The 20,048-nt window shown below is 61.6% G+C and carries 20 protein-coding genes and 1 tRNA gene; 6 read left to right on the forward strand and 15 right to left on the reverse strand.

The genetic code is table 11. The annotated features are described in order from the left end of the window. Positions 1–14 precede the first annotated feature (14 nt). From psaA to DXY03_RS10980, 3 genes are all read left to right on the forward strand, one after another. The gene (psaA, locus tag DXY03_RS10970; RefSeq protein WP_115010450.1) at positions 15–2,318 is read left to right on the forward strand and encodes a photosystem I core protein PsaA; all 2,304 of its coding nucleotides are present in this window, start codon (positions 15–17) and stop codon (positions 2,316–2,318) included. Positions 2,319–2,340: 22 nt separating this feature from the next. Continuing rightward, complete coding sequence (gene psaB, locus DXY03_RS10975) at positions 2,341–4,554, forward strand: photosystem I core protein PsaB (protein ID WP_115010451.1); 2,214 nt, start codon at positions 2,341–2,343, stop codon at positions 4,552–4,554. Between the two features lie 177 nt (positions 4,555–4,731). Beyond that, on the forward strand, positions 4,732–5,451 hold the full coding sequence (locus DXY03_RS10980; protein ID WP_244272446.1) for a DUF3598 family protein: 720 nt from the start codon (positions 4,732–4,734) through the stop codon (positions 5,449–5,451). A gap of 11 nt (positions 5,452–5,462) precedes the next feature. On the opposite strand, the gene DXY03_RS10985 is transcribed toward DXY03_RS10980, so the two are convergent. From DXY03_RS10985 to DXY03_RS11000, 4 genes are all read right to left on the reverse strand, one after another. Beyond that, positions 5,463–6,419 carry a cupin gene (locus DXY03_RS10985; protein ID WP_115010453.1) on the reverse strand — a complete coding sequence of 319 codons (957 nt, stop codon included), beginning with the start codon at positions 6,417–6,419 and terminating at the stop codon, positions 5,463–5,465. A 41-nt stretch (positions 6,420–6,460) separates the two neighbouring features. Further along, positions 6,461–9,577, reverse strand: a complete 3,117-nt coding sequence (locus DXY03_RS10990; RefSeq protein ID WP_115010454.1) for an efflux RND transporter permease subunit — start codon at positions 9,575–9,577, stop codon at positions 6,461–6,463. A gap of 108 nt (positions 9,578–9,685) precedes the next feature. Continuing rightward, on the reverse strand, positions 9,686–10,177 hold the full coding sequence (locus tag DXY03_RS10995) for a photosystem I reaction center protein subunit XI (RefSeq protein WP_011363361.1): 492 nt from the start codon (positions 10,175–10,177) through the stop codon (positions 9,686–9,688). 43 nt (positions 10,178–10,220) lie between these two features. Next, a complete protein-coding gene (locus DXY03_RS11000; RefSeq protein WP_006851672.1) occupies positions 10,221–10,337 on the reverse strand; it encodes a photosystem I reaction center subunit VIII in 117 nt (38 codons plus the stop codon). 90 nt (positions 10,338–10,427) lie between these two features. On the opposite strand from DXY03_RS11000, the gene DXY03_RS11005 reads away from it, so the two are divergent. Beyond that, on the forward strand, positions 10,428–10,895 hold the full coding sequence (locus DXY03_RS11005) for a HEAT repeat domain-containing protein (protein WP_115010455.1): 468 nt from the start codon (positions 10,428–10,430) through the stop codon (positions 10,893–10,895). On the opposite strand, the gene DXY03_RS11010 is transcribed toward DXY03_RS11005, so the two are convergent. Both DXY03_RS11010 and DXY03_RS11015 read right to left on the reverse strand, forming a co-directional pair. Continuing rightward, positions 10,853–11,815 carry a glycosyltransferase family 2 protein gene (locus DXY03_RS11010; protein WP_115010456.1) on the reverse strand — a complete coding sequence of 321 codons (963 nt, stop codon included), beginning with the start codon at positions 11,813–11,815 and terminating at the stop codon, positions 10,853–10,855. The two genes, DXY03_RS11005 and DXY03_RS11010, sit on opposite strands and share 43 nt — an antisense overlap. A 60-nt stretch (positions 11,816–11,875) precedes the next feature. After that, positions 11,876–12,604, reverse strand: a complete 729-nt coding sequence (locus DXY03_RS11015; RefSeq protein WP_115010457.1) for a C40 family peptidase — start codon at positions 12,602–12,604, stop codon at positions 11,876–11,878. Positions 12,605–12,621: 17 nt separating this feature from the next. On the opposite strand from DXY03_RS11015, the gene DXY03_RS11020 reads away from it, so the two are divergent. Next, positions 12,622–13,536, forward strand: coding sequence for a serine hydrolase (locus DXY03_RS11020; RefSeq protein ID WP_115010458.1), 915 nt, complete (start codon positions 12,622–12,624; stop codon positions 13,534–13,536). Between the two features lie 16 nt (positions 13,537–13,552). On the opposite strand, the gene DXY03_RS11025 is transcribed toward DXY03_RS11020, so the two are convergent. Continuing rightward, positions 13,553–13,641 (reverse strand) — tRNA-Ser (locus DXY03_RS11025). Positions 13,642–13,678: 37 nt separating this feature from the next. Beyond that, positions 13,679–14,809, reverse strand: coding sequence for an alanine racemase (gene alr, locus DXY03_RS11030; RefSeq protein ID WP_170952054.1), 1,131 nt, complete (start codon positions 14,807–14,809; stop codon positions 13,679–13,681). A 69-nt stretch (positions 14,810–14,878) separates the two neighbouring features. On the opposite strand from alr, the gene DXY03_RS11035 reads away from it, so the two are divergent. Continuing rightward, on the forward strand, positions 14,879–15,379 hold the full coding sequence (locus DXY03_RS11035; RefSeq protein ID WP_115010459.1) for an HNH endonuclease: 501 nt from the start codon (positions 14,879–14,881) through the stop codon (positions 15,377–15,379). A 3-nt stretch (positions 15,380–15,382) separates the two neighbouring features. On the opposite strand, the gene prfA is transcribed toward DXY03_RS11035, so the two are convergent. The 7 genes from prfA to DXY03_RS11070 all read right to left on the reverse strand — a co-directional run bounded on the left by prfA (position 15,383) and on the right by DXY03_RS11070 (position 20,010). Continuing rightward, positions 15,383–16,480 (reverse strand): peptide chain release factor 1, encoded by a 1,098-nt coding sequence (gene prfA / locus DXY03_RS11040; protein WP_115010460.1) that lies wholly within the window; start codon positions 16,478–16,480, stop codon positions 15,383–15,385. Positions 16,481–16,495: 15 nt separating this feature from the next. Beyond that, the gene (gene rpmE / locus DXY03_RS11045; protein ID WP_115010461.1) at positions 16,496–16,747 is read right to left on the reverse strand and encodes a 50S ribosomal protein L31; all 252 of its coding nucleotides are present in this window, start codon (positions 16,745–16,747) and stop codon (positions 16,496–16,498) included. 11 nt (positions 16,748–16,758) lie between these two features. Continuing rightward, positions 16,759–17,160 (reverse strand): 30S ribosomal protein S9, encoded by a 402-nt coding sequence (gene rpsI / locus DXY03_RS11050; RefSeq protein WP_115010462.1) that lies wholly within the window; start codon positions 17,158–17,160, stop codon positions 16,759–16,761. Further along, positions 17,157–17,609 (reverse strand): 50S ribosomal protein L13, encoded by a 453-nt coding sequence (gene rplM, locus DXY03_RS11055; protein WP_114987243.1) that lies wholly within the window; start codon positions 17,607–17,609, stop codon positions 17,157–17,159. The genes rpsI and rplM overlap by 4 nt, the downstream gene beginning before the upstream one ends. A 155-nt stretch (positions 17,610–17,764) precedes the next feature. Beyond that, positions 17,765–18,646, reverse strand: a complete 882-nt coding sequence (truA, locus tag DXY03_RS11060) for a tRNA pseudouridine(38-40) synthase TruA (protein ID WP_115010463.1) — start codon at positions 18,644–18,646, stop codon at positions 17,765–17,767. Between the two features lie 25 nt (positions 18,647–18,671). Next, positions 18,672–19,022 carry a 50S ribosomal protein L17 gene (gene rplQ, locus DXY03_RS11065; RefSeq protein ID WP_006851925.1) on the reverse strand — a complete coding sequence of 117 codons (351 nt, stop codon included), beginning with the start codon at positions 19,020–19,022 and terminating at the stop codon, positions 18,672–18,674. Positions 19,023–19,071: 49 nt separating this feature from the next. Continuing rightward, positions 19,072–20,010 carry a DNA-directed RNA polymerase subunit alpha gene (locus DXY03_RS11070; RefSeq protein ID WP_115010464.1) on the reverse strand — a complete coding sequence of 313 codons (939 nt, stop codon included), beginning with the start codon at positions 20,008–20,010 and terminating at the stop codon, positions 19,072–19,074. Between the last annotated feature and the right edge of the window lie 38 nt (positions 20,011–20,048).

Genomic DNA, 20,048 nt, shown 5'->3' on the forward strand with positions numbered 1-20,048 from the left:
CGAGGAACGACTCGATGACCATCAGCCCACCTGAGCGTGGGAGTGACGCGAAAAGCCAGGTCGAGAAGGTTGACAATCCAGCAACCTTCGAGCTGTTCGGCAAGCCCGGACACTTCGACCGAGCTCTCGCGAAAGGTCCCAAAACCACCACCTGGGTTTGGAACCTTCACGCCAACGCTCACGACTTCGACGCTCACACGAGCGACCTTCAAGAGGTCTCTCGGCGGATCTTCTCCGCCCATTTCGGCCATCTGGCCGTCATCTTCATCTGGCTCAGCGGTGCCTTCTTCCATGGCGCCCGCTTCTCCAACTATTCCGGTTGGCTTGCTGACCCCACCCATGTGAAGCCAAGCGCCCAGCAGGTCTGGGCCGTCTTCGGCCAAGAAGTCCTCAACGGCGACATGGGTGCCGGTTTCCAAGGCATCCAAATCACTTCAGGCCTCTTCCAGATGTGGCGGGCCTGGGGCATCACCAGCGAAACCCAGCTCATGGCTCTGGCCATCGGTGCCCTGGTGATGGCCGGCCTCATGCTCAACGCCGGTGTTTTCCACTACCACAAGGCTGCGCCGAAGCTGGAGTGGTTCCAGAACGTTGAGTCGATGCTGAACCACCACCTGGCAGGTCTGCTGGGTCTCGGTTCACTGTCCTGGGCTGGTCACGTCATCCACGTGTCTGCCCCTGTCACCAAGTTGATGGATGCCATCGACGCCGGCCAACCGCTGGTGCTGAATGGCAAGACCATCGCTTCGGCTGCAGACATTCCGCTGCCCCACGAGTTCTTCAATCAGGACCTGCTGGCGCAGCTGTATCCCGGCTTCAGTGCTGGTGTCGGTGCCTTCTTCTCCGGCAACTGGGCTGCCTACAGCGATTTCCTCACCTTCAAGGGTGGTTTGAATCCTGTTACGGGAAGCCTCTGGATGACCGACATCGCCCATCACCATGTGGCGATTGCCGTGATGTTCATCGTTGCCGGTCACATGTACCGGACCAACTGGGGCATCGGTCACTCCATCAAGGAGATCCACGAAGGTCAGAAGGGTGATCCCCTGCTGTTCCCTGCCACCAACGGTCACGACGGTCTTTACGACTTCATGACCAATTCCTGGCATGCCCAGCTGGCGGTCAACCTCGCCATCGGCGGTTCAGTGAGCATCATCGTTGCTCAGCACATGTACGCGATGCCTCCGTATCCGTACCAAGCGATCGATTACCCCACCCAGATCGGGCTCTTCACCCACCACATCTGGATCGGCGGCTTCCTGATCGTTGGTGCCGGCGCTCATGCCGCCATCGCCATGGTTCGCGATTACGACCCCGCCAAGCACATCGACAACGTGCTGGATCGGGTGCTCAAGGCTCGCGACGCCATCATTAGTCACCTCAACTGGGTCTGCATCTGGCTCGGAGCCCATAGCTTCGGCCTGTACATCCACAACGACACCATGCGTGCCCTGGGTCGTCCCCAGGACATGTTCAGCGATTCGGCGATCTCTATTCAGCCGATTTTTGCTCAGTGGATTCAGAACGTGCACGCCGCAGCTGCTGGCAGCACAGCTCCCAACGCCCTCGCGGGTGTGAGTGAAGTGTTCAACGGTTCTGTTGTCGCCGTCGGCGGCAAGGTTGCCGCTGCTCCCATGCCGCTCGGCACCGCCGACTTCATGGTTCACCACATCCACGCCTTCACGATTCACGTGACGGTGCTGATCCTGCTGAAGGGTGTCCTGTATGCCCGTAGCTCCCGCCTCATCCCTGATAAGGCCAACCTGGGCTTCCGCTTCTCCTGCGATGGTCCTGGTCGTGGTGGCACCTGCCAGGTTTCTGCTTGGGACCACGTGTTCCTGGGCCTGTTCTGGATGTACAACTCCCTGTCTGTTGTGATCTTCCACTTCTCCTGGAAGATGCAGAGCGACATCTGGGGAACGGTGAATGCCGACGGTTCCGTCGCGCACATCACCAACGGCAACTTTGCCCAAAGCGCCATCACCATCAATGGCTGGCTGCGTGACTTCCTGTGGGCTCAGGCCGTTCAGGTGATCAACAGCTATGGCTCGAACACGGCCGCCTACGGAATCATGTTCCTCGGCGCTCACTTCGTGTTCGCCTTCAGCCTGATGTTCCTCTTCAGTGGCCGCGGCTACTGGCAGGAACTGATCGAGTCCATCGTCTGGGCTCACAACAAGCTGAAGGTGGCTCCCGCCATCCAGCCCCGTGCTCTTTCCATCATCCAAGGCCGTGCCGTGGGTGTTGCCCATTACCTCTTGGGCGGAATTGCGACCACGTGGGCCTTCTTCCACGCCCACATTCTTGTGGTCGGCTGACCTCACCTGACCTCTCCCTCTAATGGCAACGAAATTCCCTTCGTTCAGCCAGGGTCTGGCCCAGGACCCGACAACCCGCCGTATTTGGTACGGGATCGCCACGGCTCACGACTTCGAGAGCCATGACGGAATGACGGAGGAGCGCCTCTACCAGAAGCTCTTCTCCACCCATTTCGGTCACCTCGCGATCATCGGCCTGTGGGTTTCGGGAAACCTGTTCCACATCGCCTGGCAGGGCAACTTCGAGCAGTGGGTCGCCGACCCCCTGCACGTGCGCCCTATCGCTCACGCAATCTGGGATCCCCACTTCGGTCAAGGCGCCATTGACGCCTTCACCCAAGCGGGTGCTTCCTCCCCGGTGAACATCGCCTACTCAGGCCTTTATCACTGGTTCTACACAATCGGCATGAAGACGAATGCCGAGCTGTATCAGGGTTCCATCTTCATGATGATCCTGTCGGCTTGGGCCCTCTTCGCCGGCTGGTTGCACCTGCAGCCCAAGTTCCGTCCCTCCCTTGCCTGGTTCAAAAACGCTGAATCGCGTCTGAACCACCACCTCGCTGTCCTCTTCGGCTTCAGCTCCATCGCCTGGACCGGTCACCTGGTTCACGTTGCGATCCCCGAAGCACGCGGCCAGCACGTTGGTTGGGACAACTTCCTCAACGTTCTGCCTCACCCCGCTGGTCTTGGCCCCTTCTTCACCGGCAACTGGGGTGTGTACGCCGAAAACCCCGATTCTCTGAATCAGGTCTTCGGTAGTTCCGAAGGTGCCGGCACCGCCATCCTCACCTTCCTCGGTGGTTTCCACCCTCAGACAGAAGCCCTCTGGCTGACGGACATCGCCCACCACCACTTGGCTATCGGTTGCCTCTTCGTGATCGCCGGCCACATGTACCGGACCAACTTCGGTATCGGTCACTCCATCAAGGAGATCCTCGAAACCCACAACCCCCCGCAGGGCACCCCCGGTGACCTCGGCGCTGGCCACAGGGGTCTCTACGACACCATCAACAACAGCCTGCATTTCCAGCTCGGTCTGGCTCTCGCCTCCCTCGGCGTGGTCACCAGCCTTGTGGCGCAGCACATGTACTCGATGCCGTCGTACGCCTTCATCGCGAAGGACTACACGACTCAGGCAGCCCTGTACACCCACCACCAGTACATCGCCATCGCGCTGATGTGTGGTGCCTTCGCCCACGGTGCGATCTTCTTCATCCGTGACTATGACCCCGAAGCCAACAAGGACAACGTCCTGGCCCGGATGCTCGAGCACAAGGAAGCGATCATCAGCCACCTGAGCTGGGTCTCCCTGTTCCTCGGTTTCCACACCCTCGGCCTCTACGTCCACAACGACGTGGTTGTTGCCTTCGGTACCCCCGAGAAGCAGATCCTGGTTGAGCCCGTCTTCGCCCAATTCGTTCAGGCCGCCTCTGGTAAGGCCATGTACGGAATGGACGTGCTGCTCTCCAACGCCTCCAGCTCCGCCAGCCTTGCTGCCCAGAACATTCCTGGTGAGCACTACTGGCTGGACGCGATCAATGGCAACACCGATGTGTTCCTGCCCATCGGCCCTGGTGACTTCCTGGTTCACCACGCCATTGCTCTGGGTCTGCACACCACCACCCTGATCCTTGTGAAGGGTGCCCTGGATGCTCGCGGCTCCAAGCTGATGCCCGACAAGAAGGACTTCGGCTATTCCTTCCCCTGCGATGGCCCCGGCCGTGGCGGCACCTGCGACATCTCTGCCTGGGACGCCTTCTACCTGGCTGTCTTCTGGGCTCTGAACACCGTGGGTTGGCTGACCTTCTACTGGCACTGGAAGCACCTGGCCATCTGGTCTGGCAACGTGGCCCAGTTCAACGAATCCAGCACCTACCTGATGGGCTGGTTCCGCGACTACCTGTGGCTCAACTCCTCCCAGTTGATCAACGGCTACAACCCGTTCGGCAGCAACAACCTCGCCGTCTGGGCTTGGATGTTCCTCTTCGGACACCTGGTTTGGGCCACCGGCTTCATGTTCCTGATCTCCTGGCGGGGTTACTGGCAGGAACTGATCGAGACCATCGTCTGGGCTCACCAGCGCAGCCCCATCGCCAACATGATGGGTTACCGCGACAAGCCTGTGGCACTGTCCATCGTTCAGGCCCGTGTCGTCGGCTTGGCTCACTTCACGGTTGGCTATGTCTTGACGTACGCCGCCTTCCTGATTGCCTCGACTTCAGGGAAATTCGGTTGATTCCTTCCTGAATTAACCCGCGACGAGTCGTTCCTCGTTTCAAACGTCCCCATCCGGTTCTCCGGGTGGGGATTTTTGTTGTCTGTGCTTCGCAGTGGTTCTGTTGGACCGCGTTGTTGTTCTCGTCTTGCTCTGGGCCTTCTCTAGCCTCAGGCCTCGATCGGGATCGGGCTGAACGTGGGCGAATGGGAGCACCTGCAGCGCAACGTTGGTGAGTGGCGCGGCTGGTTCGACAGCCTGGACCGGACACTTCAACGCACCAAGCGTCAGCCATCCCTGCTCACGCTTAAACCGGCTCCCTCCGGTGTGCCACTCAATCTGACCCTGCTGCTCTGGCCTGAGGGAGCGGGATCGAGTTCTCCCCATCAACCGCCTACCGGCGAGCCGGAAAAGCGGATCGTTCAATGCCTCACGCGGCTGGATCCCGACATGGGGGTCTTCGGCACCGGTAGTTTTTCAAGGGGGACGCTGCACCGCTCCACCTGGACCAAGCTCTATGCCGAGTTCGGGTTCCTGCATGAGCAACGCCGTCATCGCTTGGTTCTGCTTTGGGATGGTGCGGGGCAATTGGATCGGATTGTGCTGATCCGTGAGTTCCTCGCCGGAAGTTCAGCCCTGGAACGTCCGCCCCTCGAGCTAGATCAGCTGATTGGTGACTGGCGCTGCGACCACCCTTCGCCAGGGGACAACATCTTTTTTGCCGCAGGCGATCTTGATCGCTGGATCTTTTTGCCGGATGGAGGCGCTTTTCTGGCGCCGGCCCAGATTGATCCGCACCAGCCCTTCAACATCGAAGCGCTTTGGCTGTCGAGTGCAACGCGACTCGAGCGCATTTCACGTCGCTATTCAGAACACGGTGCCCTCAGCTCGGTGAACCATCAATTGCTCACCCGTTGAGGTTGGGTTGGCTACGGGGTGTTGCTTAAGTCAGCCCGGCTTCTGTTGCTGAAGGCAATGTCGAGAGTGCGCAGATAGGTGTGCAGGCCGGCATCTTGAATGGGCAGTACGTAGGCGTCGGCGCCGGATTCGTTGTGGTGGGAGTGCCAGTAGCCGGGCGGGGTCACGAAGGCTGCGCCGGCTGCCCAGTCTTCCCGGTGCCCATTGCGGATCATTCCGTTCTCATCCAGCTCGGTGCCGATCATCGTGTAGCAACCCGGTTGGCAGGCCACCGCAAAATCAAGGGCGATTGACTGGTGTCGGTGGGGCCGCTGCACCTGGCCTGCGGGGAGGATGCCCAACATGGCCCAGAGGGTGTGGGTGACGGTGCGCGTCTGAGGGAAGGCGTTGTTTCCCAACAGCACACTCACGCGATTGGCGTTGGCTCCGCGGGGATTGCTGGCGATGGCATCTAACTGCGCACGAGCATCCTCATGGCTGTAGAAGCAGGGTTCGAACACCGGTTTCACGGTGCTCACGCCCAGATAACGAAGCAAGGGGGCATCGTGCACCCAATACAGGCCTGCATGGGTGTCGCTGCTGTGAATGGCTTCACCGCCAGCCGGAAGCACGAACGTGTCTCCCTCGCTCCAGTGAAAAACTTGACTGCAGGCTTCAGTTTGTCCATGGCCTCGGGCCACGAAGAACAACTGACTGGTCGCATCCGCATGGGTGCGCAGGGATCCATGATCCAGTCGGATGAAGTTGCCGCATAGCGATGGACCGGTGGCCGGACCTTCGCAGTGCAAGTCGGCACTTAAATCAAGAGGTTCCAGGGCCGTTCCGGCTTGATCAAAAAAACTGGCCGAAAAGCTGCGGTAGGGGATCGTGCTGATCAGCCCCTGTTGCAGAGGATTGGCTGCTGAGGCGTAATCGAAGAACTGCGCCTGGGAACTGGTTGCCGTTGTCGCCCGTGGGGTGATGGTCATCGTTCCCTCCAGCAGCAGAACCTTTGGATCGAGATCGCACCCTACGCGGTGGGCCTTCGATCGCGTTTCAGCATCAGATAGACGGCAGGGACGGCAAACAGGGACAGCAACGAGGCCACCAGCAGTCCGCTGAACACCACGGTGCCAATGCTGACCCTGCTGGCGGCTCCCGTGCCCTGGGCAAACAGAAGGGGCAGGAAACCCGCCAGGGATGTGACTGCTGTCAGCAGGATGGGGCGCATCCGGTTCACGGCTGCATCCACAACGGCCTCGCGCAGGGCCAGGCCTGCTGCCATCCGCTGGTTGGCGAATTCCACGATCAGAATTCCGTTCTTGGCCGCCAGGCTCACCAGCACCAGGAGTCCCATCTGGCCGTAAACATCCAGTGGAAGGCCCCGCAATTTCAAGCCGATCAGAGCTCCGAGCAGGGCCATCGGCACCGTGAGCAGGATGATCAACGGGTCAATAAAACTCTCGTAAAGAGCGGCCAGCAGCAGATAGACCACCGTCACGCCAAGGGCGAACAGCACCCAGGTCACCTTCCCAGCCCGTTGTTCCTCCAAAGCCAGGCCCGTGAAGGCCAGGCCGATGTTGCTGCCTCCAATGCGATCGCCGGCCTGGGTGAGGGCATCGATGGCTTCACCGCTGCTCACCGTTGGCGCCGGGATGGCCGTGATCCGGATGGCCCGGTTGAGTCCGTAGTGGCGAATGTTGTTGACGCCCTCCTCGCGGGTCAGGCTGGCCACGCTGGCCACCGACACCAGCTCACCGCTGCGGTTGCGCACCATCAGCCCGGTGAGGTCTTCCGGCCGACGTCGCTCGCTGCCTTCCAGCTGCAGAACAATCGAGCGGATGCGACCGTCGTCGTAGGTGTCATCGATGTAGCGGCCGCCGAAGGCGGTGCCGATCTCCCGCAGGGTTGCGCCGTAGTCGAGATCGAGAGTAGCCAGTTGGTCGCGGTCGAGCTCCAGCCGCCAGCGGGGGAAGCTGGCATCAAAGCGGGTGCTCACCCGTTCAAACCGGTCTGTCGCCTTGGCCGTCTGGATGAAATCGTCGGCGACTTGGCCGAATTGCTCCAGGCTGAGTTGCCCTCCGCTGCGGTCCAGCAGTTCCAGCGAAAGTCCTGATTCACCGCTGAATCCCTGCACGGTTGGTGGGGTAATCAGCACGACCCTGGCCTCACCAACCCGTTGCTGAATCTTTCGGTTCAGACGTCGTTTGATGGCGTTGCTGCTCTGCTCTTTGCCAGGTCGATCCTTGCGTGGCTGGAGGCGCAGGTAAAACGAGCCACGGTCTTCTCCGCTTTGTCCGAAGGAGCTGCCGGCATAAAAGTTGCCGGTGCGCACCAGGGGCTCTTCGCTGACGACCCGTCGGATGTCGTCCATCACGGCCACGCTGCGCTCAAGGCTGGCGCCATCGGGGAGGGTGAAGTAGCCGCGGATCTGGCCTTGGTCGTCATCTGGGATGAACGCCGTTGGCATCACCGCCAAGCCTGAGGCCGTGATGAAAAGGCCGCTCAGCAGCACAAGGGCGATGCGTTGCTTGTGCTGCAGCCAGTGCTCGAGTTGTTTCGCGTATTGGGATTGCAGGGTTTGCATGCCCTGCCGAAGCCAACGGCTGAGCTTGCCGATGGCCCCCGGAAGACGGCCGCCCCCTGGGCCCAACACCCTGGCGTAAGCCATTGGGGTGAAGCTGAGCGCATTCAGGGTGGAGAACAGGATCGCTCCGCTGATGGCCAGGGCGATCGGTTGATAGAGGCGTCCGATCGATCCAGGAATGAGCAGCACGGGGAGGAACACGGCTGCCAGCACCAATGAGGTGGCCACAACGGCCGTCGCCAACTCAGCCATGGCGTCTTCGGCCGCCTGTTCGGGGGGTGTGCCCCGTTCGATGCGTCCGGCGATGTCTTCACTCACGACGATGGCGTCATCCACAACGATCCCGGTGGCCAGCACCAGGCCAAACAGGATCAGGCTGTTGAGATTGGAACCGCTCAGTTTCACCAGACTGAGGCTTCCCACCAACGCCACCGGCACGGCAAGGCCAGGGATCAGGGCGAGACGCCAACGGCCCAGAAACAGCACCAGCACCACCAGCACCAGCAGCACGGCATCGCGCAAGGTGATGAAGGTGCGATCGAGGTTGGCCTGAACCGTGTCGGCCACATCCACGATCATTGAGACCTCGATGCCCGGGGGAAAGCTCGCTTCCAACTGCTTCAGCTTGCGCTTAATCGCCCTGCTCACCTCCAGGGCATTGGCCCCATCGCGCTGGTAGATGCCCACGGCCACCGAACGCTCGCCAGCCAGATTCATGGCCTTGCGTCCGTAGTTGCGCTGTCCGAGGGCAACCCGTCCCACATCCTTGAGGCGCAGTAGCCCGCCGTTGTCGAGCCGGCGCAGGACGAGATTCTCGAAATCCGATTGGCTGCGAAGACGTCCTTCCGCTTCCACCGGAAGGCTCAGCACTTGGCCCTCTGGAACTGGGGCAGCCCCGATGCTGCCAACGGCAGCCAAAACGTTTTGTTCAGCCAGGGCTCGGCTGATATCGCCAAGGGTGAGGTTGGTCTGTTCGAGGCGTTGCGGATCCAACCAAAGGCGATAGGAGAGTTCACTGCTGCCGAAGATCCGCACATCTCCGATGCCTGGTGTGCTGAGCAGCGCGTCCCGAAGGGTCTGGTCCAGCCAGCCCGTGAGAAAGGTGGGGACGTATTGATCCGGCGGGTGGCTGAACCCCAGGATCATCAACAGGTCTTCCGAGGAGCGCCGCACCTGGAGCCCCTGGCGCGTCACGGCCTGGGGCAGCCGGCGGCTGGCCAGGTTCACCTCGTTCTGAACCTTGATCGCATTCAGCTCGGGATCACCCGCGTTGAAGCGCAACGAGATGCTGGCGCCGCCCTGCCTGCTGGTTGAGCTGATGCTTTCGACCCCTTCCAGGCCATTCAGCTGTTGTTCCAATACCCGGGTCACGCTCTGCTCCACCACCTCCGGTGAAGCCGCCGGGAAGCTGGCGCTCACACTCACGCGGGTGGGAGCGAGGGGCGGAAGATCCTCCAGTCCCATGCCGAACAACGCCGTGCAGCCCGCCAAAAGGATCAGCAGGCTGCAGACGACCGTCAGAACCGGCCGCCGAAGAAACGGCTGGGAGATCGACCGCACCGGGGCGTCTCAAATGTGAATGAATCCTGCCAGGAAAAATCCCCCGATCGCCTGGAATCAGGCAACCGGGGGATGAATGGTTTTTTTCAGAGGGTTCAGTGAACTGCTTCAGCCGACGCTCCAGACACCAGCAGCGATCTTGAACAGTTCCTGCACGTGAACGGTGTTGCAGAGGAACCAGGCGAAAACGGCACCGCCGCAACCACCCAGCCAGAACCCACTGGTGAAGTCAGCCCAGCCGGTGCGGGTGAACAGGTCGGCGGGGGGATTCTCAACCGTCACATCTGCAGGGGGGATGTTGGGTTGCTTGCCGGGCTGGTTGTAGAGCAGGAACAGCAGGCTGAGGATATGCACGGCGCCGATGGCAGCCAGCAGGCCAGCGGTTTGCTGGTATTCCGTGGCACGCAGGGGACCACAGATGGTGAAGGGGCCGTAGAGCAGATAACCGAAGGCTGCACCGGTTTCCAGGCCCCGGAAGTTCGGGGAAATTCCGGGGCGGTACAGAGGCAGGTTGTTGATTAGACCCTTGATGAAATAGCCGCTGTTGACGGGTGTCGCAAGGTTGCCGACGCAGGGATCAGCAGCAGGAGTGACGGTCATGAGGTACGAGTGCTGAGGGGTTGAAACGGTCCGCAGGTCGCGGTCACTCGGCAGCGGTGATCACTCGACCAACAAGGACGATGAACACTGCGGGGAACACGATTCCGGTGATGGGCACGAAAATCGCAGGCAGCCAGGCAGCAGCGAAATCTCCAGTCATGTCGAGGCCAAAAGCTTCGCAGCTACTGTAAGTAGGACCGTTCTGACGGCCTGCTTTAGGCCCCGACGGCGACATAAAAGTTCAATCCGCATGCAGAACGTTCTCCTCCCCGGTGCCGTCGTGCTGCTCACGGTGGTGCTCTGGTTGCGCAGGAAGCCGGTGAAGCCGATGCTTTCCAGCACGGATGCCAGCCGTGTCGCACAGATCAATCGTGCCCAGTTGGAACTGGTGATTGAGCCCGCTGCTGATGGGGAATCCGCCGATGCTTCCCTGGAGTCCTGGACGGCGCCGAGCAGTCCCTTGGAGCGTCTTGCCCTGGAGCGTCGTCTCAAGGCTGATATGGAGGCTGGACCCGAGGAGCGTTTGCGCGCCGTTCGTCTGGCCGCCCGATGGCGACACCGTTCGGCGCTGCCCCTGCTGCGACAGGCGCTGCGTGACAGCGATGCGCGTGTGGTGGAAGCAGCTGCTGCGGCGATCGCACCGTTCCGTGGCGCGCCGGCCGCTGCCCCGATCCGTCAGCCGGCTCGGCCGCCGCGCAATGTTTCGCGGATGCGATAAATCGGGCGATCCTGGCTTTCGTGGTAGGTGCGGATCAGCAGTTCGCCCAGCAGTCCGAAGCAGAACAATTGAATGCCAGCCAAGCCAAGCACCACCGCCAGGGTGAGCAGTGGGCGATTGGCAATGTCGCCTCCCATCACCTTGATCACAAGGAGATAGGTGCTGGTGATCAGGCTGGCGGCGATGGCCAGCAGCCCCCCGAAGCCGAACACGTACATCGGCCGGGTCAGAAAACGCTTCATGAACCAGACCGTGAGCAGATCCATCAGCACACGGAAGGTGCGATCGATCCCGTACTTGCTGCTGCCGAACTGACGCGCCCGGTGGTTCACCTTCACTTCGGTGATCCGTGCACCCTCGATGAAGGCCAGGGCGGGAAGAAAGCGATGCAGCTCCCCATAGAGCCGCATGTCTGAGAGCACCTCGCGGCGGTAGGCCTTGAGGGAGCAGCCGTAGTCATGCAGCCGCACACCGGTTACCCGGCCGATCAAGAGGTTGGCGATCCGGGAGGGAAGTTTGCGCTGGAGGGCGGCGTCCTGGCGCTGATGGCGCCAGCCACTGATGAGGTCGTACCCCTCTCGCAGTTTGGCCAGCAGCATGGGAATGTCGGCTGGATCGTTCTGCAGATCTCCATCGAGGCTGACGATCACCTCTCCGCCAGCCACATCAAACCCAGCCGCCATGGCTGCGGTCTGGCCATAGTTCTTGCGCAGCAGCACAGCCACCACTTCGGGCACTTCGGCGCTGAGCTGGGCCAGCACGTTCGCGGTGCGGTCGCTGGATCCGTCGTCGACCAGGACCAGTTCAAACGCCTCGTCGCTTGGACGCAGTGCTGAAAGGAGCTGCTCAACCAGATGAGGCAGGCTTTCCTCTTCGTTGTACAGCGGCACCACCACCGAGAGATTCAGGGGTGCACTCATGCCGGTCGCGCTGCGAGTCGCTCAACTTAAGCAGGGGCTCGATTCATCCGCCTGCCAGCGTCAGGAGAGATGCGATCCGTCATGGCAACGCACCACACGGCCTGCGCCGCGGAATTCAGCCCTGTAGTGGCAAGCCACAGGGTGTTGATCGCTGCTGTGCAAGCTGTCGATGCCGATCCCATTGCGCCCATGGTCCTGGCCTGAGCTGTGGCGGTAGCGGCCCTCGCCGAGATGGATCCCCACATGGGTGCAACGCTGCCGTGTGCCAAAAAACAGCAGATCTCCAGGGCGCAGCAGGCTGTGATCGTCGGGCAGAGCTGCAACAGGTTGGCAGAACCGCTCCTGTTGATAGGCATCTCGCGGAATCCAAATGTCCTGGCTGGCGAAGGCCATCTGCATCAGACCGGAACAATCCATGTCCGGTTCTGTGGTGCCTCCCCAGAGGTAGACATTGCGACGCTGCTGGGCGGTTTCGCTCCAGGCGAGGACGCCAGGCAGGCGTCGTTCAATCTCCGTCGCGCTCAGCGGCGACGGTCGCCAGGCTGCGCATCGCTCAGCTCGCCCCAGAACCGCCTCGAGTTCGAACCAGCAGCGGTAGCCATCCTCCAGCAGCTGAACAGCGATCCTCTTGGGCTGCCTCTCCAGAATGCGAAAACGGCGTCCACGACAGGCCTGAGTGGTCAGACTCGCGCCGTCAGATCGCGAATAACCATTCACGTCAGCGCACAGCTGCCAACTGGAGCCTGTCTGAATCAGGTCCGGGGCCAGCAGGGTGCCTAACGTCGCCATGGCCCAATCGAATCGCTATGGCGTTCTACCGTCCCGATCCCGCAATGGCGGCTCGGCTTGAGGCGGCCCTCGATGGGCTCGATGCCGACGGTCGCCCGGGGCTGCGCAACAGCCTGGCGATCACCTGGGTGCGGTACGACGAAGCTGCACCGGAGGCGGGTCAGGGCCGTGGTGCTTCCTGGAACCAAGACCGGATCCTCTATCCGGCCAGCGTGGTGAAGCTGTTCTATGCCGTCGCTGTTGAGCAGTGGCTGCAACGGGACCTGATCCCTGAGAGCGACGAATTGCGGCGCGCGATGCGCGACATGATCGCCGATTCCAGCAACGATGCCACGGGGCTTGTGGTGGATCTGCTCACAGGCACCACAAGCGGCCCTGCCATCCATGGCGAACGCTGGGAGCTTTGGACGCAGCAGCGTCGCTTGATCAATGGCTGGTTGCAGAGCCTGGCCTGGCCGGAACTTGAGGCGGTGAATTGCTGCCAGAAGACCTGGGGTGATGGTCCCTATGGCCGGGAGAAAATGTTCTATGGGGCCGACAACGGCAACCGCAATGGCTTGTCCACGGTTGCGACAGCCCGGATGCTGGAGGCGGTGATGACCGGTGCGGTGGTTTCGCCACCGGCCTGTCGTCGGCTGCAGGGTCTGTTGCGGCGCTCGCTCGATCAAAAGCAGCGTCGCGCTGATCCTGAAAACCAGGTGGATGGCTTCCTCGGCGAAGGCCTACCTGAGGACGCTCTGCTGTGGAGCAAGGCCGGCTGGATGAGTCAGGCCCGTCATGACGCCGCCTGGTTCCAGGCGTCTGAACAGCAGCCGCCCAGCTTGCTGGTGGTGTTCACCACGGGGCCTGATCGCGCCAGGGACGCATCGCTTTTGCCGGAGCTGGCACGGCAACTCAACCTGTTCACCAGCTCAGAGGAACCGGCGGATTGAGTTGATGGACTTGGAACGGAGAGGGAGGGATTCGAACCCTCGACAGAAGTTGCCTCCTGTAACTCCTTAGCAGGGAGCCGCTTTCAACCACTCAGCCACCTCTCCAGCGGCGCACCCAGAGTACCAAGTGCTGGGCAGGTAGTCAGACTTCAACGCGGGGCAGACGTCGTTTGAAACCACAGAGGATCTCCCAGGGAATCGAGCCGCAGTGGTTGCTCCAGCTTTGAGGGCTTAATTCCAGTTCGCCGTCCTGGCCCAGCAGAGTGACGATGTCGCCTTCCTCCAGCTCAGCTGCATCGGTGGCATCCAGCAGGAGCTGGTCCATGGTGATGGCTCCCACCTGAGGCAGCTGGCGATTGCGATGCAAGGCTTGGATGTGCCCGCTGAGGGACCGCAGAACACCATCGGCATAGCCGATCCCGACCACCGCAAGCCGCGTGGGGCGCTGGGTGATGAAGCGATGGCCGTAGCTGACTCCAGTGCCGGCGGGCACGTCGCGGATCAGGCTGACCCGGGCACGAACCGCCAGGGCGGGTTGCAGGGGAATGACGTTGCTCAGATGACTGGCGGGGGCATGGCCGTACAGGGCCAATCCAACGCGCACGAGGTCGTGGTGCAGCTCCCGGTTGAGCAGGGTCCCTGCCGAGTTGGCCAGATGGCGGGTGATGCCGGCACCCGCTTGGGGCAGGGCCGAGAGCATGCTCACGAAGCGCTCCTGCTGGAGGCTGGTCAAGGCATCGTTCGGCTCATCGGCACAGGCCAGATGGCTGTAGATGCCCTCCAGATTGAGGTGTTCCAGGCTGTTCAGCTCCGCCGCGGTCTGATGTCCCTCGCTGAGGGAGCAGCCCAGCCGTGCCATGCCGGTGTCGATCTTCAATTGCACGTCGAAACATCGACCGCTCTCGGCAGCCAGAGCGTTGCAGAGCTGGGCATCCCTAAGGCTGCTCAGGGTGGGCATCAACCGCCAGTGCAGGCAGGTGCGCAGGTCCTCCGGTTCATTGAGGTTGCTGAGTAACAGCACTGGTGCTTCCAGGCCGGCCCGCCGCAGCTCAAGGCCTTCCTGCAGCGTGGCCACGCCAAGGCTGGTGGCTCCCCCCTGAAGGGCAGCCCGTGCCACCGTCTCGGCGCCGTGGCCGTAGCCATCGGCCTTCACCACCGCCATCAGTTGGGTACGAGCACCGAGGTGTTGGCAGAGCGCCCTGGCGTTGGCCCGAATCGCTGCAGGTGAAACCTCCACCCAGGCGCGCTGACGTGGATTCAGCTCCGGAATCACAGGCGGTGCTCGGCGCTACCGAGACAGCTTCACATCGCAGATAGCATGACCATTATTGAGTGAGCTGGCATGGGCCAGGTTCTCGTTCTCAATGCGTCCTACGAGCCGCTCAATATCACCACCTGGAGACGGGCTGTGGTGATGATGCTGAAGGGCAAGGCCGAGAGTCTGGAACACGACCCCTGTCGGCAACTGCGTCATGGCACCCACCTGCCAACGGTGATCCGCCTGCGCCAGTACGTTCGCGTTCCCTTTCGTCAGTTGCCCCTGACGCGTCGCAACCTCTTCCAGCGGGACAACCACACCTGCCAGTACTGCGGCAGTCGTGACAATCAGTTGTCCATCGACCATGTGATGCCCCGCAGTCGGGGAGGTAGCGACACCTGGGAGAACGTGACCACGGCTTGCCTCAGCTGCAATGTGCGCAAAGGCAATCGAACTCCGAAGGAAGCCGCCATGCCTCTGCGCCATGTGCCGCGGCGACCGGCCAGCAGCCTCAGTTTTGAGGCCCGGCGCCAGATCCATTCCGGTCATCACCAGGAATGGGCGAAGTACGTGATCGGTGCTTGACCGTCAGGCCTCGGCCTGATCGCTCAGCGCTTCGAGTTTCTGACGTTGCTCTTCGGCGATGCAGGCACCGATCAGGTCCTCCAGCTGGCCCTCCAGCACAGGTTCAAGGGTGAAGTTTCGGCCCAGCCGGTGATCTGTGGTTCGGTTGTCCTTGTAGTTGTAGGTGCGGATTTTTTCGGAGCGGTCACCACTGCCCACTTGGGCGCGTCGGTCGCTGCTTTCGCGTTCTGCGGCAGCCGCCTGCTCCCGCTCCAACAATTTGGCGCGCAGGATCTCCAGGGCCCGTTCCCGGTTCTGCAGCTGGGAGCGTTCCTGGGTGCAGAACACGCGGATGCCCGTGGGTTTGTGGAGAAGGTCCACAGCTGTTTCCACCTTGTTGACGTTCTGCCCCCCAGCACCGCCTGAACGCGCTGTGCTGATATCGAGATCCTTCGGGTCGAGCTGAACTTCCACGGCATCGGCTTCGGGCATCACGGCCACTGTGGCTGTTGAGGTGTGGACCCGACCCTGGGATTCCGTGGCCGGGACCCGTTGCACCCGATGCACTCCCGCTTCAAATTTCAGTTGGCTGTAGACGCTGTCGCCACGCACCGACAGGATCAGTTCGCGAAACCCGCCCAGGTCGGCCTCTGTGCAGCTGATGGATTGCACGGCCCAGCCCACTTTTTGGCTGTACCGCTCATACATCCGTGCCAGATCACCGGCCCAGAGACAGGCCTCGTCGCCGCCTGCGCCGGCACGAATTTCCAGCATCACACTGCGCTCATCGCGGGGATCCCGCGGCAGCAGAGCCAGGGTGAGCCGCTCCGTCAGCGTTGCGTGCTGTTCCTGGAGGCTGGCCAACTCATCCTGCGCCAGTTCCTCCATTGCAGCGTCACCGCGACTGTCTTTCAGCAGCTGACGTGCGGAATCACGCTCGGATTCGAGCTTCTGGAGTTCCTCGAAGTCGAGCACGAGTGGCTCAAGTCTTGATCGCTCCCGTGCGATCGATTCAAGCCGCTTCGGATTAGCGGCCACATCAGGATCAGCCAGCTGCCGCTCGAGGTTGCGGAAGCTGGCTGTGGCTGTTTCCAGCCGTGTGAACAAGGTCGAGGCGTCCATGCCCCGTTCTCACCCTCAGGCCTTGGACTCGGCCTTGGCAGGGTCGGCACCTTTTTTCTTGGTGCCCATGCCGTACTTCTTCATGAAGCGGTCCACACGCCCCTCGGTGTCGAGGATCTTCTGGGTGCCGGTGAAGAAGGGGTGGTTGCCACTCCAGACGTCGACGTGGATCTCCGGCTGGGTGGCGCCTGTGGTCATGACCACTTCGCCGTTGCAGATCACCTTGGCGTCGGGATACCAGGTGGGATGAATGTCGGGCTTTGGCATCGGTAAAAAAATCAGCGCTTGGAGAACTGAGGAGCCTTACGGGCTTTCTTGAGGCCGTACTTGCGGCGTTCCTTGGCACGGGGGTCGCGGCTGAGATGACCTTCCGTCTTCAGCGGCTTGCGGTTGTCGGCAGACAATTCACACAGGGCGCGGGCTGCACCTTGCTTGATGGCGCCGGACTGACCGGTGAGTCCACCACCGTGAACGTTGACGAGGATGTCGTACTCGCTGCTGAGGCCGAGGGTCTCCAAGGGAGCCTTCACCGCTGCGATGTACGAGGGGTTGTAGTTCAGATAGTTGTCACCGGGACGACCATTGATGGTGATCGCTCCATTGCCGGGGACGAGACGAACACGGGCGACAGAGGTCTTGCGACGACCGGTGCCCCAGTAGACGACGGAGTTGTTGCTCATTGGGCGGATGCGGAGGGGTTGAGCTGAAGAGGCTGGGGCTTTTGAGCGGCGTGGGGATGCTCGGTGCCTTTGTAGACCTTGAGCTTGCGGAACATCTGGCGGCCCAGGGCGTTGTGGGGGAGCATGCCTTTGATGGCCTTCTCCACGATCCGCTCGGGGATCCGTTCCTGCAGAGCTTCGAAGGTTTCCACCTTCATGCCGCCGGGACGACCGGAGTGACGGCGGTACAGCTTCTGCTGGGGCTTACGGCCGGAGACTTTGATCTTCTCGGCGTTCACGACGACGACAAAATCACCGGTGTCCAGATGGGGGGTGAAGCTGGGGTTGTTCTTGCCACGCAGCACGGCGGCCACTTCAGTGGCCAGACGGCCGAGGGTTTGATTCTCAGCGTCCACCACGTACCACTGGCGGTCGATCGAATCAATCGGGGGGAGAGAGGTCTTGTTCATCGCGCCGGCATGCCGGTTCGGTTATGTCCCGCCTGAAGAAGCGGAACTGGGCAAAGGGGTCGGTCCAGAACTGGACCTGACGGGGCTAAAGATCGAGCTTACTCTTCGGCTCTCCAGCTCCAGTGAGTTGGGCAGCTTTCGAAGTAGAGGCCCGTTTATCCCGGCGTTGAGGGTGGATCCGGAGGCGGATCGCTCTCGGCCAGAAAAAACCACGGCTGACAATCGTACCAGCCGGCTTTGGTGAAGATGGGCTCGGCATAGCCAGCCCGAAGCAGGCAGAGGCCCGTGGCCGGCGCCGCCTCTTTCACCTCATGGCGTCGTCGTTCCCTCCAGCGCTGTTCAAAGGCGGCAACACTGAGACGGTGCTCGCCAACGGCCACCAACTGGGCCATCAGCAGGCGAACCATGCCGTACAGAAAACCACTGGCCTGAATCTCAACCCGCAGAAGATCGCCTTGGCGCTCCACGAGCACCTCCTGCACGGTGGTTCGGGCATGGGCGCGACGGCTGCCTGCCTTCATGAAGGCGCTGAAGTCGTGCAGACCAAGCATGCTGCTCAAAGCGTCCCGCATGCGGGACTCATCCAGTCTGTGTTGGTATCGGTGCCAGCTCCAGGGGCTTAAAAACAAATTGGGGCGGCGCCCGTTGTGAATCGTGTACCGGTATCGCCTGTAGGTGGCGGAGTAACAGGCATGCCAATCCAGGGGACGGGCGACGGATTCGCGCACACGAATGGTGCGCGGCAGGCGTCCGTTCAAAGCCGGGGCCCATTTGCGAGCTGGGATCGGGCCACTGCAGTCGAAGTGCACCACCTGACCGGCGGCATGAACGCCTGCATCGGTGCGACCGGCTGCAAAGGTCTGCACCGGTCGGTGCGGATCAAGCTGGGCGATGGCGTCCTCCAGCACGGCCTGAACACTGCGACCGTTGCGTTGGCGCTGCCACCCACAAAACGAAGAACCCTCGTACTGAAGGCTGAGCGCGATCCGCTGAAGGGACGCTGGCTCAGGACCTGCAGACGAGGGTTGGGTGTTCAAACGTCAGAACTGACGTGAGGTCTGATCAGACCAGTTCAATGATGGCCATCTCGGCGTTGTCGCCACGACGGGGAACGGTGCGGGTGATGCGGGTGTAGCCACCCTTGCGATCGCTGTAGCGGTTGGGAGCCTTGTCGAACAGGGCATGCACCAGCTGCTTGTCGTAGATGTAACCCATGGCCCGGCGACGGGAGGCGAGGCTGCCGTCCTTGGCCAGGGTGATCATGCGCTCGGCTTCGTCGCGAAGCGCTTTGGCCCGTGCCTTGGTGGTGGTGACCCGACCTTCGCGAATCAGCTGGGTGGTCAGGGCGCGCAGCATTGCCTTGCGCTGGTCAGCTGGACGTCCCAGCTGAGGAACTCGGCATTGATGACGCATGGTTCTGTCGGTGACGAAGACGAAAAAGGACGTTCAGGCCGTTCTGCAGTTATGCAGAAGTGCGGCTCTGGGGGATGGAGATGCCGATGCGCTCGAGGGCTTCGATCACTTCATCAGCGGATTTGGAACCGAAGTTCTTGATCTCCAGAAGATCCTCGTAGCTGAAGCCCATCAGGTCAGACACGGAGTTGACCTGGGCCCGCTTGAGGCAGTTGTAGGCGCGAACCGAAAGGTTCAGTTCCTCAAGAGGAATCTGTGCTTCCGCCGAGGGCTCGGGTTCAGCAGGAACTTCCTCCACGAGAGTGACCGTGGCCAGCGGCTGGAACAGCTCAATCAATTGATTGGCTGATTGAGCCAGGGCGTCGTCGGGGGTAATGGAGCCGTCGGTGACGATCTCCATCCGCAGGCGCTCGCGGGCCGAACCGCCTTCGGCAACGGCGGTTTCGTCGATGGTGAAGTTGACCCGGGTCACGGGCATGAACACGGCATCGATCTGGAGCAGATCGATGGCACTGGTTTCTTCGTTGTGACGATCCACCGGGCGATAGCCAACGCCGCGCTCGACGTGCACTTCCAGCTCGAGGCTGTGGCCGTCGGCCACGGTGGCGATCGGACGATCGACGTCCACCACCTGCACCTGAGAGGAGAACTGAAGATCTCCAGCCTTCACTTCAGCGGGACCAGCCACCACGAGACGACCGATCTCGAGTTCGGCCGAACGGCTGTTGACCGTGAGCTCCTTGCAGTTCAGCAGGATGTCGAGAACGTCTTCACGGACCCCAGGAACCGTGGCATATTCGTGATTGACACCGGCAATCCGGATGGCGGTGACAGCACTGCCTTCCAGTCCACCCATCAGCACGCGACGCAGCGCGTTGCCCAGGGTCGTGGCCTGGCCACGCTCGAGGGGACCGATCAGGAAAACGCCGGACTGGGCGCGATCCTCGGCCACCTGATGCTCAATGCGATCAATCTGGTACTGCAACACGGTCTGAATCGGGGTAAGGGGAGAAACCGGACGGAAAT

The sequence above is a fragment of the Synechococcus sp. N5 genome, assembly GCF_900473925.1.
In the GTDB taxonomy this organism is placed as follows: Bacteria; Cyanobacteriota; Cyanobacteriia; order PCC-6307; family Cyanobiaceae; genus Parasynechococcus.

What these genes read in the sequence shown, in the direction of transcription:
- psaA (WP_115010450.1), top strand. Translation starts at nt 15, where the DNA reads ATGACCATCAGCCCACCTGAGCGTGGGAGTGACGCGAAAAGCCAGGTC.
- psaB (WP_115010451.1), top strand. Translation starts at nt 2,341, where the DNA reads ATGGCAACGAAATTCCCTTCGTTCAGCCAGGGTCTGGCCCAGGACCCG.
- DXY03_RS10985 (WP_115010453.1), bottom strand. Translation starts at nt 6,419, where the DNA reads ATGACCATCACCCCACGGGCGACAACGGCAACCAGTTCCCAGGCGCAG.
- DXY03_RS10995 (WP_011363361.1), bottom strand. Translation starts at nt 10,177, where the DNA reads ATGACCGTCACTCCTGCTGCTGATCCCTGCGTCGGCAACCTTGCGACA.
- DXY03_RS11000 (WP_006851672.1), bottom strand. Translation starts at nt 10,337, where the DNA reads ATGACTGGAGATTTCGCTGCTGCCTGGCTGCCTGCGATTTTCGTGCCC.
- DXY03_RS11005 (WP_115010455.1), top strand. Translation starts at nt 10,428, where the DNA reads ATGCAGAACGTTCTCCTCCCCGGTGCCGTCGTGCTGCTCACGGTGGTG.
- DXY03_RS11010 (WP_115010456.1), bottom strand. Translation starts at nt 11,815, where the DNA reads ATGAGTGCACCCCTGAATCTCTCGGTGGTGGTGCCGCTGTACAACGAA.
- DXY03_RS11015 (WP_115010457.1), bottom strand. Translation starts at nt 12,604, where the DNA reads ATGGCGACGTTAGGCACCCTGCTGGCCCCGGACCTGATTCAGACAGGC.
- DXY03_RS11020 (WP_115010458.1), top strand. Translation starts at nt 12,622, where the DNA reads ATGGCGTTCTACCGTCCCGATCCCGCAATGGCGGCTCGGCTTGAGGCG.
- DXY03_RS11035 (WP_115010459.1), top strand. Translation starts at nt 14,879, where the DNA reads ATGGGCCAGGTTCTCGTTCTCAATGCGTCCTACGAGCCGCTCAATATC.
- prfA (WP_115010460.1), bottom strand. Translation starts at nt 16,480, where the DNA reads ATGGACGCCTCGACCTTGTTCACACGGCTGGAAACAGCCACAGCCAGC.
- rpmE (WP_115010461.1), bottom strand. Translation starts at nt 16,747, where the DNA reads ATGCCAAAGCCCGACATTCATCCCACCTGGTATCCCGACGCCAAGGTG.
- rpsI (WP_115010462.1), bottom strand. Translation starts at nt 17,160, where the DNA reads ATGAGCAACAACTCCGTCGTCTACTGGGGCACCGGTCGTCGCAAGACC.
- rplM (WP_114987243.1), bottom strand. Translation starts at nt 17,609, where the DNA reads ATGAACAAGACCTCTCTCCCCCCGATTGATTCGATCGACCGCCAGTGG.
- rplQ (WP_006851925.1), bottom strand. Translation starts at nt 19,022, where the DNA reads ATGCGTCATCAATGCCGAGTTCCTCAGCTGGGACGTCCAGCTGACCAG.